16 protein-coding genes and 2 pseudogenes are annotated in these 18,162 nt (G+C 33.0%); 7 read left to right on the top strand and 11 right to left on the bottom strand.

The window, feature by feature from the left end:
* Positions 1-58: 58 nt before the first annotated feature.
* Positions 59-1,231, bottom strand: coding sequence for a hypothetical protein (locus tag AD998_10545; GenBank protein ID KOY86524.1), 1,173 nt, complete (start codon positions 1,229-1,231; stop codon positions 59-61).
* Between the two features lie 73 nt (positions 1,232-1,304).
* On the opposite strand from AD998_10545, the gene AD998_10540 reads away from it, so the two are divergent.
* The 6 genes and pseudogenes from AD998_10540 (at position 1,305) to AD998_10515 (ending at position 5,593) form a co-directional block, all read left to right on the top strand.
* A complete protein-coding gene (locus AD998_10540; GenBank protein KOY86523.1) occupies positions 1,305-2,423 on the top strand; it encodes a hypothetical protein in 1,119 nt (372 codons plus the stop codon).
* A complete protein-coding gene (locus tag AD998_10535) occupies positions 2,424-2,807 on the top strand; it encodes a hypothetical protein (GenBank protein KOY86522.1) in 384 nt (127 codons plus the stop codon).
* Between the two features lie 174 nt (positions 2,808-2,981).
* Positions 2,982-3,269, top strand: a pseudogene (locus AD998_10530) (hypothetical protein).
* An 89-nt stretch (positions 3,270-3,358) separates the two neighbouring features.
* The gene (locus AD998_10525) at positions 3,359-3,934 is read left to right on the top strand and encodes a hypothetical protein (GenBank protein KOY86521.1); all 576 of its coding nucleotides are present in this window, start codon (positions 3,359-3,361) and stop codon (positions 3,932-3,934) included.
* A 3-nt stretch (positions 3,935-3,937) separates the two neighbouring features.
* Complete coding sequence (locus tag AD998_10520; protein KOY86520.1) at positions 3,938-4,957, top strand: threonine aldolase; 1,020 nt, start codon at positions 3,938-3,940, stop codon at positions 4,955-4,957.
* Positions 4,958-5,593: a hypothetical protein gene (locus AD998_10515; protein KOY86519.1), complete on the top strand. Its 636-nt coding sequence runs from the start codon at positions 4,958-4,960 to the stop codon at positions 5,591-5,593. It abuts the gene before it with no gap.
* Positions 5,594-5,600: 7 nt separating this feature from the next.
* Here AD998_10515 and AD998_10510 read toward each other — a convergent pair whose 3' ends face one another.
* Positions 5,601-6,287, bottom strand: a complete 687-nt coding sequence (locus tag AD998_10510) for a hypothetical protein (protein ID KOY86518.1) — start codon at positions 6,285-6,287, stop codon at positions 5,601-5,603.
* A 197-nt stretch (positions 6,288-6,484) separates the two neighbouring features.
* Here AD998_10510 and AD998_10505 point away from each other — a divergent pair, with 197 nt between their 5' ends.
* Positions 6,485-7,183 carry a hypothetical protein gene (locus AD998_10505; protein KOY86517.1) on the top strand — a complete coding sequence of 233 codons (699 nt, stop codon included), beginning with the start codon at positions 6,485-6,487 and terminating at the stop codon, positions 7,181-7,183.
* A 64-nt stretch (positions 7,184-7,247) separates the two neighbouring features.
* On the opposite strand, the gene AD998_10500 is transcribed toward AD998_10505, so the two are convergent.
* The 9 genes and pseudogenes from AD998_10500 to AD998_10460 all read right to left on the bottom strand — a co-directional run bounded on the left by AD998_10500 (position 7,248) and on the right by AD998_10460 (position 17,985).
* Positions 7,248-8,192: a hypothetical protein gene (locus AD998_10500; GenBank protein ID KOY86516.1), complete on the bottom strand. Its 945-nt coding sequence runs from the start codon at positions 8,190-8,192 to the stop codon at positions 7,248-7,250.
* Between the two features lie 227 nt (positions 8,193-8,419).
* Positions 8,420-9,184, bottom strand: a pseudogene (locus tag AD998_10495) (hypothetical protein).
* A gap of 120 nt (positions 9,185-9,304) precedes the next feature.
* A complete protein-coding gene (locus AD998_10490) occupies positions 9,305-11,215 on the bottom strand; it encodes an acetyl-CoA synthetase (protein ID KOY86515.1) in 1,911 nt (636 codons plus the stop codon).
* 53 nt (positions 11,216-11,268) lie between these two features.
* Positions 11,269-11,637 carry a transcriptional regulator gene (locus tag AD998_10485; GenBank protein KOY86514.1) on the bottom strand — a complete coding sequence of 123 codons (369 nt, stop codon included), beginning with the start codon at positions 11,635-11,637 and terminating at the stop codon, positions 11,269-11,271.
* Between the two features lie 10 nt (positions 11,638-11,647).
* A complete protein-coding gene (locus AD998_10480; protein KOY86513.1) occupies positions 11,648-14,287 on the bottom strand; it encodes a histidine kinase in 2,640 nt (879 codons plus the stop codon).
* A gap of 5 nt (positions 14,288-14,292) precedes the next feature.
* Positions 14,293-14,493 carry a hypothetical protein gene (locus AD998_10475; GenBank protein KOY86512.1) on the bottom strand — a complete coding sequence of 67 codons (201 nt, stop codon included), beginning with the start codon at positions 14,491-14,493 and terminating at the stop codon, positions 14,293-14,295.
* Between the two features lie 111 nt (positions 14,494-14,604).
* Complete coding sequence (locus tag AD998_10470) at positions 14,605-14,880, bottom strand: hypothetical protein (GenBank protein KOY86511.1); 276 nt, start codon at positions 14,878-14,880, stop codon at positions 14,605-14,607.
* Positions 14,881-14,937: 57 nt separating this feature from the next.
* Positions 14,938-16,518 carry an MFS transporter gene (locus AD998_10465; GenBank protein ID KOY86510.1) on the bottom strand — a complete coding sequence of 527 codons (1,581 nt, stop codon included), beginning with the start codon at positions 16,516-16,518 and terminating at the stop codon, positions 14,938-14,940.
* Positions 16,519-16,563: 45 nt separating this feature from the next.
* Entirely contained in the window at positions 16,564-17,985 is a 1,422-nt protein-coding gene (locus AD998_10460) for a hypothetical protein (protein KOY88149.1), read from the bottom strand.
* Positions 17,986-18,162 lie beyond the last annotated feature (177 nt).

Genomic DNA, 18,162 nt, shown 5'->3' with positions numbered 1-18,162 from the left:
TTTAAGGTATAAAAGATTGGTAAGTGGCTTTGAAAGCATTTATCAATCTTTTGTATTTTTATTGAGCATCTATAAAAAGTATTTCTTGTTCTTTATTACTCTTACTTTTGAGAGCCTCATCAAAAAAAACAGACATGGTTTCAAGGTGTTTTACATATATTTTCAGACTTTTTTCTAATAAAGCTTTATCTGATTGTGGTATTTTGCTATTCAGAAGATATCTCAAATGGAATATAGAAGTATAGGCGTTATGATTAAACTGCTCAATAGTGGAAACGAAATTGATTTTTTTAGCATTTAATATTTTAAAGAAATCAAATGCTTCTTTCTTTCCAGTAGCAGCACATAATAATACAGGAAATGGATAATGAGCTTTTTCTTGTACTATTTTTTGAAAAACCTCTGACCACAATTCTTTTATTTTTTCATGATCTTTTTTAAACTCAATGGTCGTTTCTAAAGATACCATTCCACTAATATTTTTATTTTGGTCTAAAGTTCTAAAGCCCATTTGAGCTCCGAAACTATGCCCTACAAAAAATATAGTGGATGATTTACTCAAAGATTTTGCAAATTCTAATATTGTATGTAAACTTTTCTCTTCTTCATTTTTAACCATCTGACTGAAAGGTCTTAATCCATAACTCATATTTTCGTAAGGCAAATGAAAGTTAGCAGAGACAAAAACAAAGCCTCTGGAAGCAAAATATTCTGCCATTGCAAAGTTTTCAAAAGAATTGCTTTGCGAACCATGATGATAAACAATAACAGGATAATTTAATTTTTTAGAAATTGGGGTTAAAACACTTCTGGTTTGTATATTCCCTATCAGATTAAAAATATCCTCAAAAGTATAATGATCGAATTGGTTGGGATTACCAGTTTCTGTGTTTTCAGAAATGCAATCTCTTATCATGATTTCTTGATGATGTTTTTTGGATTGCTCTTGAACTGATTTAAAAATACTTGTTTTATTTACACTATAAAAATCTTTAAAATACAAGAAAGAGTCTTTTTTTGATATTTGCTTGAGAGGATACCAAACTTGTACAAAGTAGGGTTTCATGCCGTTATAGCCAAAAGCATTATATTGGATGGTTTTATCTAGAATAATGGTATCTGTGAAACCGACTTTAAATTTTCCAAGTTTGAGGTAATCATACAAAGAGTTTTGTCCCCAACTTGTCAGGCAGTAAATAAAGGTAATAATTGTGATAAGTCTTTTTTTCATAAAAAATGGGTAGTGTTGATACAAATATAAATAAAAGGGCTGTTTTTTATGTAGATGTGCTATAAGTAATTTTATGTATTTATTTTTTTCATTTGCAATTAATCATATTAATATACAAGACTTTATGGCAAAAGAAGTTTGGTTACATATACATTATACTGAAAATATAAAAAATAAAGTTCGGGCAAGAGAAATTCTGCCTGAACGTTTTGTCCTGCTTGAAGGCTCATTAATTAGTTTGGAATACGACTTGATTCCTAAAGGTACTATTATGTATGCAAAGAGTATTGATAATGAGAACTATATTACTCATAACAATTATTTAGACATTCTTGAAGAATCTAAAGAGTACACCTATGTTTATGAAATTCTAACAAGCACAATTCCTTATATCTTTGATTTTGAAAAAATGATAGTTCCTGCTCTCAAAAAGCATCATTTTTCTTATGAAATTAAATCTAATAAATATCTACTCATTCATATTTTAGAAGAAGATTATCCAACCATAAACTCCATTTTTGAAAAGTTAAATTATGCTCCAAAAGAAATAGATATGTATGATTTTGGGGCAAAAAAATACGAAGTATCAAAATCTGTGGTATGGGAGAAAGTTAAAGAAATAATTTCTACCTATGGAAAATGGATATTCTTGCCTTCGTTTTCTTTTATATTTATAGGCAGATTTATCCGTAGTGCAAATATCCAATTTTCTTTGGATAAACTACTCCAAATACTTTGGGATAGTTTCACATTTGGAGCTGTTTTTTCTCTGGGATTTTTTTTATTTATTGAGTGGGGATTGTGGAGTCAGGAAGCATTTTTCGAGAAACGGTATATTTCTCCTGCTTATTTAGCTAAAATGAAACAATTAAAGACTTTTGTTAATAAGCATAAATTTCTATTTTTCAGAGACCGATGGAAAGGATATTTTGAGGGCTTTTTGGTAGAAATTAAAATAAGCTATGATTATGTTTATCAAATAGACTATTATGTGCAAGCTCCAGTCACTAAAGATTTATATTATAATTTAGAAAAACTACGCAAAGACTACCATCACTACCACGAATTAAATTATGTGTGTGTCTATACAAATGTATCTCTGGGGATCTCATATCCCAAAGTCAAAGAAATGGAAACACATTTAAGCGAAATGATTACCCAGATTCAGAATATTCAAGTAAAACATTACTAAATGAAATATTATAGATTATATATAAATACAGATGGAACATTTGAAATGTATAGTAAAATCACAGAAGTTTTAGGGGTACAACCAACTACTTTTTCAAAAACTAAATTTAGTCATAATCCTTATGCTTTTTGGGCGTATTGTGTTGATTTTGAAGATGAATATTCTTTTGATTTTATAAATATTTTTTTGGATATTTTAGAACCTAAATTTGATGCTCTTGAAAAAATAGGTATTACCAACAAAGATATTCTCTTTTGGCTGATTTATGAGTATGATCAACAGTGTGCTATGGAGTTTCATCCTCAAGAAATGAAAAGGCTTGGAGAATTAGGAATTTCTTTGAATATAGATTGTCATGAAATAAAAAGCCTATCGATTGATTAAACATTAAACAACATGGACTATACACTCAAAAAAGCATTAGAAGAGCTTATTTCTGCTCCTGTCACACCTGAAAAAATGGCAAAAATGAAAGATTTTGACTGGAGTGAATACCGAGCCGAAGCCGAAATGTATTGGGAGCCTCTTGATTCATTGGAAGGTTTAGAACAAGCCCCGAACCTAAAAAAAATATCTTTAGATGGTAATCATATTGAAGATTTAACACCTTTGGCAAATATGCTCGATTTAGAAGAAATCTGGCTCTATGCCAACAATGTAAAAAGCGTTGAACCTCTTAAAAACCTCACAAAACTCAAAACACTTTTACTGGATACCAACAAAAATCTAACTGATATTTCAGCGTTAGCTCATTGTACAAGTTTGGAGTATCTGAATATCTCACAAACACAAGTAACTGATATTCAAGTATTCCAGAAATTAAAAAATCTGAAAAAACTATCCATTTATCGTACTCCTATTGATATGAACAAAGACGAGAATTTTGAAACACTCAAAATTTTGGCTCAGAGGGGTGTAGAAATTCATCAGTAAAAATTATGGAACTCAAAAATGGTATCATAACCTTTCATGCTGAAACCCAAGAGGCTTGGAGAAAGTGGCTATCAGAAAATCACGACACAGAAAAAGCTGTTTGGCTGATTCTTTACAAAAAAGACAGCTCTACTCCCAGTGTCTATTATTCGGAGGCAGTAGATGAAGCCCTTTGCTTTGGCTGGATTGATAGCACAGTCAGCAAAAGAGATGAAGAAAGTCGTTATCAGTATTTTACCAAACGCAAACCCAAAAGCAATTGGAGCAGAGTAAACAAAGAAAAGGTAGCCAGACTCATAGAAGCAGGTCTGATGATGCCATCTGGACTTAAAATGGTAGAATTAGCGAAGAAAACAGGTACTTGGGATGCCCTCAATGATGTAGAAAATCTGATTTTACCCGAAGATTTAAAAATAGAATTTGAAAAAAATTTAACTGCTTTACAAAATTGGGAGAAGTTTTCACGTTCTTATAAAAGAGGTATTTTGGAGTGGCTTTTTAATGCCAAAACAACTCCCACACGCCAAGCCCGCATCGAAAAAATTATTAATTCAGCTTTTGAAAATAAAAAACTATAAAATATGCTCATAGATTTACGTAGTGATACTGTTACCAAACCTACTCCTGCTATGCTGGAGGCAATGTTTTCGGCTCAGGTGGGTGATGATGTGTATGAAGAAGACCCCACTGTCAAAACTCTTGAAGAAAAAACTGCTTCATTTTTTGGAATGGAGGCTGGTTTATTTTGTACTTCTGGAACAATGACCAATCAAATTGGTATCAGGGCTACTACAGAACCCAATGATGAAATTATTTGCGATAAGCTTTCACATATTTATAATTATGAAGGTGGTGGGCTTGCTTCCAATTCGTTGCTTTCTGTCCGTTTGGTAGAAGGCATGAGAGGCAGAATGACTCCATACCAAATTGAAGAAAATATCAACCAAGATAACATTCATTATCCCAAAACATCTATTGTAGCCCTTGAAAATACTGTAAACAAAGGTGGTGGATGTTTTTATACCCTTCCCCAAATTGAAGAAATTTCAAGTTTTTGTAAAAATAATCATCTTAAACTGCATCTAGATGGGGCAAGAGTTTGGAATAGTCTGGTAGCCACTCAAGAACAACCTTCTGAATATGGAAAGCACTTTGATACAATTTCGGTGTGTTTTTCGAAAGGTTTGGGATGTCCTGTAGGTTCTGTATTACTGGGTTCTAAAACTGTTATCAAAAAAGCCAAACGCATTAGAAAGGTAATGGGTGGCGGCTGGCGACAGGCTGGTTATTTGGCAGCTGCTGCTTTGTATGCTTTGGATAACCATATTGAAAGGCTCTCTGAAGACCATAAAAGAGCCAAAGAGCTTGAAAAAGTCCTTCAAAGTGTAAATTATACAGCAAGTGTAATGCCTGTTGATACCAATATCATTATTTTTGAATTGCCTCCACCTATTGACTCTGCTACCTTCACTCAAAAATTTGCAGAAAAAGGTGTTTTGGTATCTCCTTTTAGTAAAAAACATATCAGACTCGTAACTCATCTCGATTTCACAGACGATATGCTTGAAAAAACGATTCAGGTTATCAAAAACTTAGCTTAAATTATGGACGACTTACAAGAACAAATCAATAGAATCAAAGAAAAACTTGCCACACTCAAAAGTTTAGATACAAACTTATCTTCTTTTGGAGTTCAAAAACATAAGTATGAACTAAACCCTACGATTTCAGAAAGTGAAATTGAGGATTTTGAAAAAACATATCAGATTTCATTGCCTTTGGGTTATAGAGAGTTTTTGAAACAGGTTGGTAACGGTGGTGCAGGACCTTACTATGGCCTTGAAAGCCTTGAAGATAGTAGATATGTAGATTTAGATTATAAAGGAGATAATTTTGTGGACATATCTCAGCCTTTTATGCTCTCAGATTACTGGAATCCTATTCAGGATATTGATAATCAGGAAGAATATGAGGCATATCAGGAAGAGTATATGCATGATAAATGGATTAATGGCATGATAAAGCTCTCCAATTTTGGTTGTGGCGTTTTTATTCATCTGGTAGTCAATGGCAAAGAGTATAATAATATTTGGGTAGATGACAGAGGCAACGATGCAGGCATCTATCCTGATTATTATTTGAGTAAAGACGACCAGAGAATAGATTTTTTGAGTTGGTATGAAGCATGGCTGGATGAGTATATTGCCAATAATTCAAAAAAGAAGAAGAAAAAATAACCATACCCTATACAATCTGATTGAGTTGTTTTCTAATTTCCTTCCAGTTAGGCAAATAATGCGTCATCAAATCGTAAAACCTTTTGTTATGATATTTTTCAAATAAATGTACCATTTCATGAACAACTACATACTCTAGTTGTTCTTTTGTTTTCTTGATAAGTTCTAAATTGAGCCAAATACGTTTTTTAGTGATATTACAAGTCCCCCACTTGGTTTTCATGCTCTTGATACGCCACTCCTCCACTTTTACCTGCATTATATTTTCCCAATGAGCTATCATCTCAGGTAAAATAGCTTCTAATTGCTTACGGTACCATGTATTGAATAGTCTTTGTCTATTTTCTTTTGTAGAATCCTTATTTACAAGCAAGTATAGTATTTCATTTTTCAATTCAACTTTTTGTCTTTTTTCTTGATAAATGACTTCTAAGGGATATAGTTTCCCTAAAAAAGCATGATTTTCTCCTGTTTCAAAATTATAATTTATACGAATCTGATTTTCAGAAATTTGACTATGTTTTTTTATCCAATCCAACTTTGATTTCAAAAAACTTTGTATCATTTTTTCAGATGTTTTTTTGGGTACAGAAAGTCTAATTTTTCCTGTGGATGGATAGATGGTTAGACGTATATTTTTCATTTTTTTTCGGACAACATCTATCCGAATCTCATCAAGCATAACATGGCTCATAAATACAAAATATCATAAAAACACAGAAAACTTACATGGTTTTTTCAATAAAAAAACAACAAAAATCAAAAAAAACAAAGAAAATACATCAATTTTAGTTAAAAAAAATTATTTTATTACACCAATGCAAAATCAGGGATTCCCTGATGCGTGGCATTTTTTTAGTTTGTAAATTTGTGTAGGATATTTATACACAAATGGCTCTCAAACAAGAAATTTTTAAAACCCTTAAAGTCATTACAGACCAAGAGTTTTTCACAGAAAAAGTCAATTATATTCCTTATCACGATGACTTCAAATTCCAAGCCAATACAGGTTTAGAATTTGAAAGCATTACTGTATATATTGATTTACGAAATACATCTGAACTTTTCAATTCATCTGATAAATCTGCTATTCTCAAAACACATCTCTCTTATTTTCAAACTATTAATAAAATAGCAAGTGCTATGGGTGGTGATGTCCGAAATTTTAACAATGGTAATTTAGTTATTTTCTTTAAAAATAATAGCATTAAACAGCTAAACAATGCTATTGAAGCTGCTTTTCTCATGCTTTATATGCTCAAAAGAACAAAACCAAACCCAAGTCCTTATGAACTCGAATTTGGCATTGGCATTGATGTTGGCACAATTTTATGTGTAAAATCTCATTATAATCATGACAAAGACCTGATATGGCTTGGAAATACTATTAAAAGAGCTACTACAATTGGTGAGTTATGTCATTCTCCTCATTATATTGGCATTTCAAAAGATATTTATAAACTATTACGTAATGAAACTAAATATAGTGTTAAGAATGGTATTACAACTGATTTTTGGACAGAAAGTAATTTTATTTTTAACTCAGAACATGAAAAATGCTACTACATGAATAAACATGAGTGGAAATAACTTTTGGATTATATTTAGAAAATTTCTAATATTTTTTTCTACTTTAAAAATCCTTTTTGTACTTCTATATTAATACCATTTTATTTTCTTTGGCAATAGGCAATTCTTTATCTATAGGTACTTCCATAATTTCATAAACATTGCTCTTAATTACATTTGATATATGCAATAAAGGAAGGTCATTAGCATCTGTACCAAAAGGTTGTTCTATTTCTTCTGATATGATTTCTACCCCAGCAAGTGCATAGCTTATCAAAAATACAGCAGGAACAGTGTAATAATGAAATGTATCCACCATTCCTAAAGGTAATATGATACAATACAAAATAATGAAACTTTTGATAAACGAAACATGGGAAAAAGGAATAGGTGAATTTTTGATACGTTCACAAGCTCCCATCACATTAATCATCTGTTCTATTTGTTCTTTGATATTTATTTTATCTACATCTGTAAAAAGTCCTTTTTTGTAAAGCTCTTCCATTTTTACAAATATGTTGGTGGCTATTCGATGTGGAATATGTTTGGCCTTTCGGAGTTCATCTATATAAGTAGCATCTCCTGCTGAGTCAAGATGATCCATATTAACACTATCTCTGAGATGCCCTTGCAAAGCATAGGCAAAATTACCAATTTGAGCTGCTAAATAACGTCTTTCTTGAGGATTGAGAGTTAAAAGAGCATAAAAATTGGATGCCATCGTACGACTTTCATTGATAAGAGCTCCCCAGAGTTTACGCCCTTCCCACCATCTATCATACGAAGAGTTGGTACGAAATACCAGAGTCAAACCCATAATTACCCCAATCAAAGAAAGAAATGTAACATTTAGTTCAATTGGATAATCTTTGACATTATTGAATATATGCAAACGCAAATAAACAACTATCAAGCAATAAACAAGTATAATCGATTGTATTTTAAGTAGTTCTCTAACATTATATGCATAGCCAAACCCAAATATACTTTTTATAACTAGACTCCAATTTTTGGAATTATAAATAATCATTGTTTTTAGGTTTAATTTTTAGAAAAATACCCTATAAGTATTATAGGGTATTATTTTTTATGATGTTTATTCTTATCTCACATCTTTTGCCTTATATCTTATTTCTATTCTTTATCTTTTACCTTACCCTTCAGGTGTTTTACATCCAACTGTTTGCGTGTCATCTCAGAATCTACAAGGTTTGCTTCAGAGGCATTGTCATCTTCTAAATCTTTTACATAACGCATACGTAGCCTGATAGCCTGAGCTTTTCGCATCATACGTAAATTCAAGAGTTCTACCATTAAAGCAAAGAACATAGCAAAGTAGACATACTCTTTTGATACTTCTTTTTCTAAACCTTCCATAATCAAAATTGTACCAATCATCACAAGGAAAGCCAATGCAAGCATTTTTACTGTTGGGTTTTTATTTACAAAATGGTTTACAGGACCTGCAAAGAAAATCATGATAACCATAGAAAAAACCACTGCAAGAATCATAATCCACAAGTTTTCAGGTTTTGCTGCATCCACCATACCAATGGCTGTTAGGATAGAGTCAAAAGAGAAAACAATATTTAGAAGTGCAATTTGTACAATAACACCTCCCATAGAAGAGTTTTTAGCTCTGCCTACTACTTCTTCTTGTCCTTGTAATTTATGATGAATCTCAGTAGTTGCTTTATAAATCAAGAATAAACCACCTGCCAATAAAATCAAATCTCTACCACTTGGGTGAAAGTCAAAATTGGTAATGGGTACTACTAAATGAAATAAAGGTGTTGTAAGCTTGATAATCCAAGAAATTGCAAACAATAATACAACTCTTGGAATAATGGCTATAACTAATCCAATATTTGTAGCTTTCTTTCTTTCTGTTGGTTCCAACTTATTAGCAATTACAGAAATAAAAACAATGTTATCAATACCCAATACAATTTCCATCAAGGTTAGAGATAGAATACTAATAAGAGATTCAACAGTGAATAAATGGTCTAAGACTTCTTTCATAAGTGTAAAAGAGATTTATTTTTATTGCAAATCTAAAAAAAAAATACACAAAATAACTTTCTGTGAAAATTATTTTGTGTATTTTTTGAATACAATGTATTTTTATTTCTAAACAGACACCTATTTTTTAAGTCCTGCCCCTGATACAATTTCGTCTACAATGCTTGGGTCAAGGAGTGTAGAAGTATCTCCTAAATTTGAAACATCGCCTTCTGCCACTTTACGCAATATTCTACGCATAATCTTACCTGAACGAGTTTTAGGTAGCCCCGAAACAATCTGAATCACATCTGGTTTGGCAATGGGTCCAATAACTTTTGTAACTGTTGTCAGCAAACTTTGTTTGATTTTATCTGCTTCATGGTTCTGACTTGCACTATCTAAAATTACATACGCATAAATGCCCTGCCCTTTGATGTCATGGGGGTAGCCTACCACAGCCGATTCGAGTACCAAAGGATGTGAATTGATAGCATTTTCTACTTCAGCTGTTCCCAAACGGTGTCCTGAAACATTGATAACATCATCTACACGTCCTAAAATGCGATAATACCCATCTGCATCACGTTTTACACCATCACCTGTAAAATACAAGTTTTTAAAACTTCTAAAATAAGTATTGATACATCTTTCGTGGTCGCCATAAGTAGTTCGTATCATGGAAGGCCAAGGAAATTTGATACATAAATTACCTTCTACGTTGTTGCCTTTCAGCTCATTACCTTCATTGTCTACAATAATAGGCTGAATTCCAGGAAGTGGAAGTGTAGCATACCCTGGTTTAGTAGGTGTAATGCCAGCTAATGGTGACATCATCATCCCTCCTGTTTCAGTTTGCCACCAAGTATCTACTACAGGGCAATTTCCTTTACCTACATGGTGATAATACCATTGCCAAGCCTCTTCATTAATAGGTTCACCCACAGACCCTAATACTTTTAAACTACTCAAATCATGTTTTTGAATAGGTTCTGTTCCATAAGCCATCAAAGCTCTGATGGCTGTGGGTGCTGTATAAAGATGGGTTACTTTGTGCTTTTCTACTACATCCCAGAATCTATCTACATCAGGATAGGTAGGAACTCCCTCAAACATCACTACCGTTGCACCATTGAGTAATGGTCCATATACAATATAAGAATGTCCTGTTACCCAACCCACATCAGCAGTACACCAAAATATATCTTGTGGTTCATACTGAAATACATTTCGGAAAGTATAAGCTGTATAAACCATATAGCCTCCAGTGGAGTGTACTACTCCTTTGGGCTTTCCCGTAGAGCCTGATGTATAAAGAATGAAAAGCATATCTTCTGAATCCATTTCTTCGGCTTTGTTTTCAGTAGCAACACCCTTAATGGCATCATGCCACCAAATATCTCTGCCTTCTTTCATGGTTACAGGCGTTTTGGTACGTTCCAAAACAATTACTTTCTGAACAGATGAGCAGGTTTCGAGGGCTTCATCTACCACCGATTTAACATCAATCGATTTTGCTCCACGATAATTGCCATCAGAGGTTATCACCATTTTGGCTTCTGCATCATTAATTCTATCAGACAATGAAGAAGCTGAAAAACCTGCAAAAACAACAGAATGAATAGCCCCAATTCTTGCACAAGCAAGCATGGCAATAGCTGCCTCTGGCACCATTGGAATATAAATGGCTACTCTATCTCCTTTTCTGATGCCATTGGCTAAAAGCACATTAGCAAACTGAGAAACCTTTTCATATAGTTGATTATATGTAAGAGTTACAGTAGGTTCTTTGGGGTCATTTGCTTCAAAAATAATAGCTGGTTTATTACCTAACATAAATAGATTTTTCTCAAAGATATTTTCCGTAATATTAAGTTTACCATTGATAAACCATTTCACGTCTAAATTATCAAAATTCCAATCTAACACTTTATCCCATGTTTTTCTCCAGAAAAATTGTTGAGCTACACTGTCCCAAAAGTCTTCGGGATTGGCAATACTTTTTTGATACTCATACAAGTATCCGCTCAAGGTGTTGATTTTAGATAGCATAATTGTAATATTTTTAGTATAAATGATGTAAAATTTATCTCTACTTAGGTTTATTATTCATGGTAGAGTAACAATTCTTTTACTTTACCAATTAAGTTCTTATTAGAAAAGGGTTTTGTCATATAAAAGTCAGCACCCGCTTCATATCCTTTCTGTATATCAGCTTCTTTGGCTTTAGCACTCAAAAAAATCACTTTGCAGTTTTGTAAATTTTCTTGTTTTCGGATGTATTGGCATATTTCATAGCCATCTACATCTGGCATCATAATATCGAGTAAAACCATATCAGGTTCGTTATTTTCAAGGCTTTCAAGAGCTTCTTTTCCATTACGAGCAACCAATACATCATAGCCTTCTTTTCGCATTAAAAAGTCCAAAGACATCAAGATATTAGGTTCGTCATCAACTATTAACACTTTCATATAAAAAAATTTAATTGACTAGAGGTAAAGTAAAATAGAATTTAGTTAAACCATTAGAGGTTTCTACTCCTATTTGTCCTTTATGATATTGAATAATTTTCTTACAAATAGCAAGCCCCAAACCACTTCCTTTAGGTTTTTTGATTGTCTGGTTTTCTGCCTGAAAGAATTTCTCAAAAATAGCTTCTTTCAATTCGGCAGGAACTCCTTTTCCATCATCTGCTACCACTACTCTAACGCTATCTTGTTCTATTTGGCTATCTATTATAATATTTTTTTTCGAAAACTTCACAGCATTAGAAAGAAAATTAAGCACAATTTGCAAGATTCTATCCTTATCAGCCAGAATAAAAATATTTTGTTGTGTTGCATTGACCACAAAATTCAAATTTTTTTCTTGAATAACTGTTTGATAAATACCTATTGCTTCTTTTATAACCTCTTGTATATCAATTTTTTCTAAACTTAGTACTTGTTTTCCTGAATCAAATTTTTCCAAATCTAATACCTGATTAATCAAGCGTTCCATACGCTGAGTTTCATTGATGACTGTTTGTAAAAACTGCTGGCGTTGGTTTTCATCTAAATCAGGATTATCATATAAAATCTCTGAAAAAGAACGAATGGATGTAATGGGTGTACGAAGCTCGTGGGTTACTGTGCCTATAAATTCATTTTTTTGTATATCTGTTTTTTTGAGTTCAAAATTGAGTTTTTTTAGTTCTTGCGATTCTTTTAACATTTGAAGTAACTCTTCTTTACTTATTTCATCTTCTTGTACTACTGAAGCCACCAAAATACGAGCAGATGTAGAACCAATGGTACTTGCTAATATTCTTTCGGCATATTTTACCAATCGAGCATTATTTTCCTGATTGTTCTCAGAAGCTATATTTTGTTCTTTTTCAAAATCTGCAAGTAAGTTCTTCGCTTTTTCAACTCCCAAAAAACTACTTAAAAGTCCTTCTAAATCTTTTTTATGAGCTATTCCTTTCCAAACTACTGCCTCTTCATAAATATTGGAATATTTGAAAACATCTACAAAAAACTCTGCTTGACTACGTTCTTGTGAGGTTTGATTCGTTTGTATGGAAACAAAAACATACATTGCCATATTGAATAATAAGCTCCAAAATAATGAATGTGCCACAGGCTCCAATTCTTTGAGTCCAAATAATTGATAAGGTTTCAACCAATTTACTCCCCATAGTCCTTCACTAAGAATACTTTCAGGAAAAATACCTTTATTAATGAGAGTAGGAAGTATGAGCGTAAAAGTCCATATCAAAAAACCTGTCAGAATACCTGCCATAGCTCCTTTTTGTGTTGCATCTTTCCAATAAAGCCCTCCAATAATGGCTGGTGCAAACTGTGAAACAGCCACAAACGAAATTAGTCCTATTGAAACAAGTGGTGTATCAGCAATTACTTTTAAATACCCATAAGCCAATATCAAGATCAAAACTACACTCAATCTGCGTGTGTAAAGTACCCAACGTCCCCATTGCCTATCTTTTAGGTGTTTAGTAATAGAAAAAGACAAACTGATAGGAATAAATAGGTTATTTGTAAGCATCAAACTAAGTGCAAGTGAAGCTACTATCACCATACTGGTTGCTGCTGCAAATCCTCCCAAATAGGTAATTAAGGCTATTAAATTCTGATTATTGGCTAAAGGTAATGCTAAAATGTAAGTATCTGCATCTATATTACTATCAGGAAAAGAAAGTTTGCCTGCAAGGGCAATAGGCATTACAAAAATATTGATAATGAATAGATATAAAGGAAATAGCCAAATTGCCTTCTGGAGATGTTTTTCCTGTTTGTTTTCAGCCACAAGCATCTGAAATTGACGAGGCAGAAACATAATGGCAAACATGGAAGCTAAGCCTACCAAAAACCACTCCAAAGACTTATAACTTGACTGAGTATTGATGGTAAACAAATGTTGAAGTTCTTTTTGAGCAAATGCCCTTGAAAAAACATCTCCAAAACCATCAAAAATAAAGAATGTCACATAACTACCCACTACCAAAAAAGCACATAGTTTGAATAAAGACTCAAAAGCAATGGCAAATACCATTCCTTCATTTTTTTTATTCAAATCCAGTTGGCGTGTTCCAAAGTATAAAGTAAAAATTGCTAAAACAATCGTTGTATAAAAGGCATAATCTATATAAACTGGTTTAATAACAGAAGCTTCTTGAGTAGCAATCATGATACTAAAACTTTCTCCTATTGCTTTGATTTGCAACGATATATAAGGAACAACCCCTAAAACAGATACGATAGTTACAATAGCTCCTAAAGTAGCACTTTTACCATAACGAGTTGCTATCAAATCAGCAATGTTAGAGATATTTTGTATTTTAGAAATTCTAATAATTTTTCGGATGATAAACCACCATAAAGGTGCTGAAAGTGTGGGGCCTAAGTAAATTAAAAGAAAATCGATACCACTTTTACTGGCTCTGCCTACTGAACCATAATAGGTCCATGCTGTACAATAAACAGCCAATGACAATGCATATATATAAGGAGAATTGATAAGGCTCTGATGGTTTTGAGCCTTTTTATCAGCCAAATAAGCCAATACAAAGAGCAAGGTCAAATATAAAAGAGACGCTATGACAATAATTCCCCAGTTCATTGTATTTAAGATTCTTTTTTATTAAAGATAAAAAATAAAGCCCCTATCACCAAAAACCACACTACAAAGATATATACCACAACACTGGGTAAGCCCATAAAAAAATCTACTTGATTGAAAATAGCCAATATTGGAAAATTAAATAACAACATAGCCACTACAAATACAAGTACAATTTTGGGTGTTATTTTTTGTAGATTCTTCATCTTTAGTTTATATTTTGAAAGTTTGAGAAAGCGATATTCCAATAAAATATCGCTTTACTTTCTTAAAACACAACATTTCTTGTAGGGGCAAATATGCCCCTACAAAGTTTATCATAACTCAGCTGAGGAGGTTGCAATTTGCTTATACTCATTTTTGAGGGCATAATACCCAAATAGGCCTAAGCCTGTTGCAATAGGCACAAAAATGGTAATTGTGATAATCCAAAATATATAAGTACTTTGCATCTCGCTGGCTGGTTTTTTACCATCTGCAATTGCTTTTTCAAGTTCAGGAATTTCTGTTACAAATTGTCGTATCATCATCAATACAAGCGTTGGGGCTAATACAAGCCAAACAACTCCAAGAATTTTTTTAATCGCATCCATGATTTTTTTATTTTAATGTTGAAAAATTATCATTTAATATGAACATCTATCATTCTTTTAGTCCATCACTTCTTTATCTGTACGACTGGGCAAGTAAATCATACCTATGATGAATGTAAGAGCTGCAATACCTATGGGATACCATAAACCTGCCAAAATATCGCCTGAGGGATTTTCTGTAGTTTTGGTAGCTTCAATAACTCTTGTAACTATATAAGGTGTAAGTCCTCCAAATATACCATTTCCAATGTGGTAAGGTAACGACATAGAAGTATAGCGTATTTTAGTTGGGAAAATTTCCACCAAGAATGCAGCTATTGGTCCATATACCATTGTCACAAAGAATATTTGAATAAAAATCAAAAATATCATCATAGTTTTATCACTACTACTTAATCTTACAGCTTTAGATTTCTCTTCTTTAGGTTTTTTATTGGTATCTTCAAATTTGGTTACTTTGGCAATGAGAGTTGCTTTTGTTCCATCTTCAAACACTTTGGTAGTTTTAGTAGTAACCAAAGAGTCTTTTTTACCTTTTACAAGTTCTCCTTGTGTTGTTACTTTGGTTTCTGCTATAATTTCTTTTTTCTGTTTGAGATCAGAAATATCAAACATCGTTTGATAAATTGGTCTGTAAGCAAGCATTGCAGCCAGTAAACCTGCCATCATAATAAATTTGCGTCCAATCCTATCAGATAAAGCTCCAAATACCAAGAAGAAAGGTGTCACAAAAATAATAGCAATCATAATTATTTCGTTGGCTTGGGCAGAGTCAATACCACAAGTTTTATTCATAAACGAAAGAGCATAATACTGACCTGTATACCATACCACACCTTGCCCTGCTGTCGCACCAAACAAAGAAAGCAATACCATTTTTAAGTTGGCTTTGTTTGCAAAACTTTCTTTGAGTGGGTTTTTAGATGTTTTTCCTTCATCTTTTACTTTCTTAAACATAGGTGATTCGTGCATTTTCATACGAATAATAACAGAAACTACAATTAAGAAAATAGATACTAAGAAAGGTATTCTCCAGCCCCATTCTTCAAAGGCTCCATTAGGGTTTACAGCTTTATCATCTCTTAAAAACATTTGTGTAAGAATAATCACCCCAATAGACATCAATAAGCCCAAAGTAGCTGTTGTTTGAATGTATGCTGTAAAATAACCTCTTTTGTTAGACCCTGCATGCTCGGCTACATAAGTAGCTGCTCCGCCATATTCGCCACCTAAAGCCAAGCCTTGTAACAAACGTAGCAAAAGAACCAAAGCTGGGGCAGCAGCTCCCCAAGAAGCATAACTGGGTATCAATCCTATGAAGAAAGTAGAACCACCCATAAGAAGCAGTGTAACCAAAAATGTATATTTCCTGCCTATCAAATCACCCAAACGTCCAAAAAACAAAGCTCCAAAAGGACGAACTATAAAGCCCGCAGCAAAAGTAGCTAGTGAACTTAAAAATGCTGCTGTAGGATTATCACCAGGGAAAAATTGTTTTCCAATAATACCCATTGCTGCCAGACTTCCAAAAATATAGAAGTCGTACCACTCAATCAGCGTTCCTACAGAGGAGGCTGTAATCACACCCCAGATATTCTTATCTGTTTTGGTATGTACGGTTTGTGAGGAAGATGCCATAAAATATAATTTTAAAAAGTTGATTTTTAATATTTGAGCTTTATTTTATAAATAAATCATGGTTTGTATGATTACTTCGCCTAAGCGTTTTCTACCACCTACCAAGTCAGAGTTATCATTTAACGTAGGTTTCTCTCCTGTTGCAGCATTAAATGTTCCTTCATAAATAGATCTGCTTTGATATTTGAGAGATATTTTAGCATGATGTCCATCAATAAAATAGTTAAAACCAGCACCATATGTTAAAGCTGGGTCAGCTAGATACTCCAAATTTTTATAAGTTCCTGTGGCAAATACTTGCAATTTTCCTTTGCTTCCCAAAGTACTTTTTGGTAATAAATATCCAGCTTCACCATATATCAAGCTTCCTGTTCCTATTCTCCAATCTGCATTTCCACCACCTTGTCCAATAGAACCAATAGGTGTTGGTAAGCCTTCATTCATAATACCAATGGAACGTATATAATTTTTTCCAAAATTCATATTTTGATACAATAAATATCCTGTAAAAGCTGTTCCTTTTTCTTTATTGAGAGGTACATCCGCAAAAAAATCTACGCCAAAAAGTTGCATGTCATGCCCTTCAAAACGACTTTCTGTAGCATTCCAGCTTTTAGTAGCTTTGGGGTGTAAATGAAAACCTGCTCCAACATTGATGACTTTCTTTGTACCCACATATGTACCTACAAAGAATGGCAATACATTGCTTTCTTTGTCAGCCAATTCAAAACTAAAATACCCCCCTACAGCTCCTGTATTATTATTTGTGGCATAAGCTCTTTCAGGGGTTGCCTGAATAGTAGCATCAGGGGTTGGTGTGGCAAAGGGTTTATTGAGATAAACTCTGTAATCCAAACTTTTTTTGCCAATTGGCAATTTTCCTTTTGCATAAATTCCAAACTGACGAGCAAATTGGTCTGTTTCTTCAATAAGAGGCCAGTTGAAAATAGGAGCATCCATCGCCAAGAAATTCAATGTACTAGCACTTGCCATACGACTTACACCATTCCAGTAATGCAAACCCGTACCCAAATACAGCTTATCTTTTACTACTTGATATTCATTCCAAAAGTCATGTAGAAATAGTTGTGGTTTTTTACCAACCCCATAACCTCCCACTCCAGTTGTTCCAGAACCACCTCCATTTACAAAAGTCTGGTTATTGATACCAATATGGGCAAGTATTAAATAACGAGGTGAAATCTGTGTGTACCATAAAAAACGAGAGCGACGCAAACCCAAGTCCCAAGTACTTGCTTCAGGAAGTCCGTTTACAGTTGTTCCAGGATTGTTATCAATGTAACGCATCCACACCTGATGCCAAGTAATAAAACGTATATAACGTTTACCTGTTGTATCTAAATTGATACGAATACCTTTGCCATACATTTCAGAACCCTGAGCATTTACCTTAGGGCTTAAACCTATTGCAATCAGCCATGTAAGAAGGAGGAATAGCTTTTTCATAATGGGAATGACTTTAAAATTGATTTTAATTTGCATATCCCAAAATTGAAATTTTATCTTGGAAGAATATAATTTTAAGTATATTTTTGGTAATTTATATATCTATTATAATAAAACAATTACAAGTATTTTTTTAATTATTTTTATAATTTAAGTCATTAAAATAAATAACAAAAA

This window comes from bacterium 336/3, assembly GCA_001281695.1.
Lineage (GTDB): Bacteria > Bacteroidota > Bacteroidia > Cytophagales > Thermonemataceae > Raineya.
The sequence above is the reverse complement of the archived record's forward strand: the minus strand, read 5'-3'. Positions and strand labels throughout refer to the sequence as shown.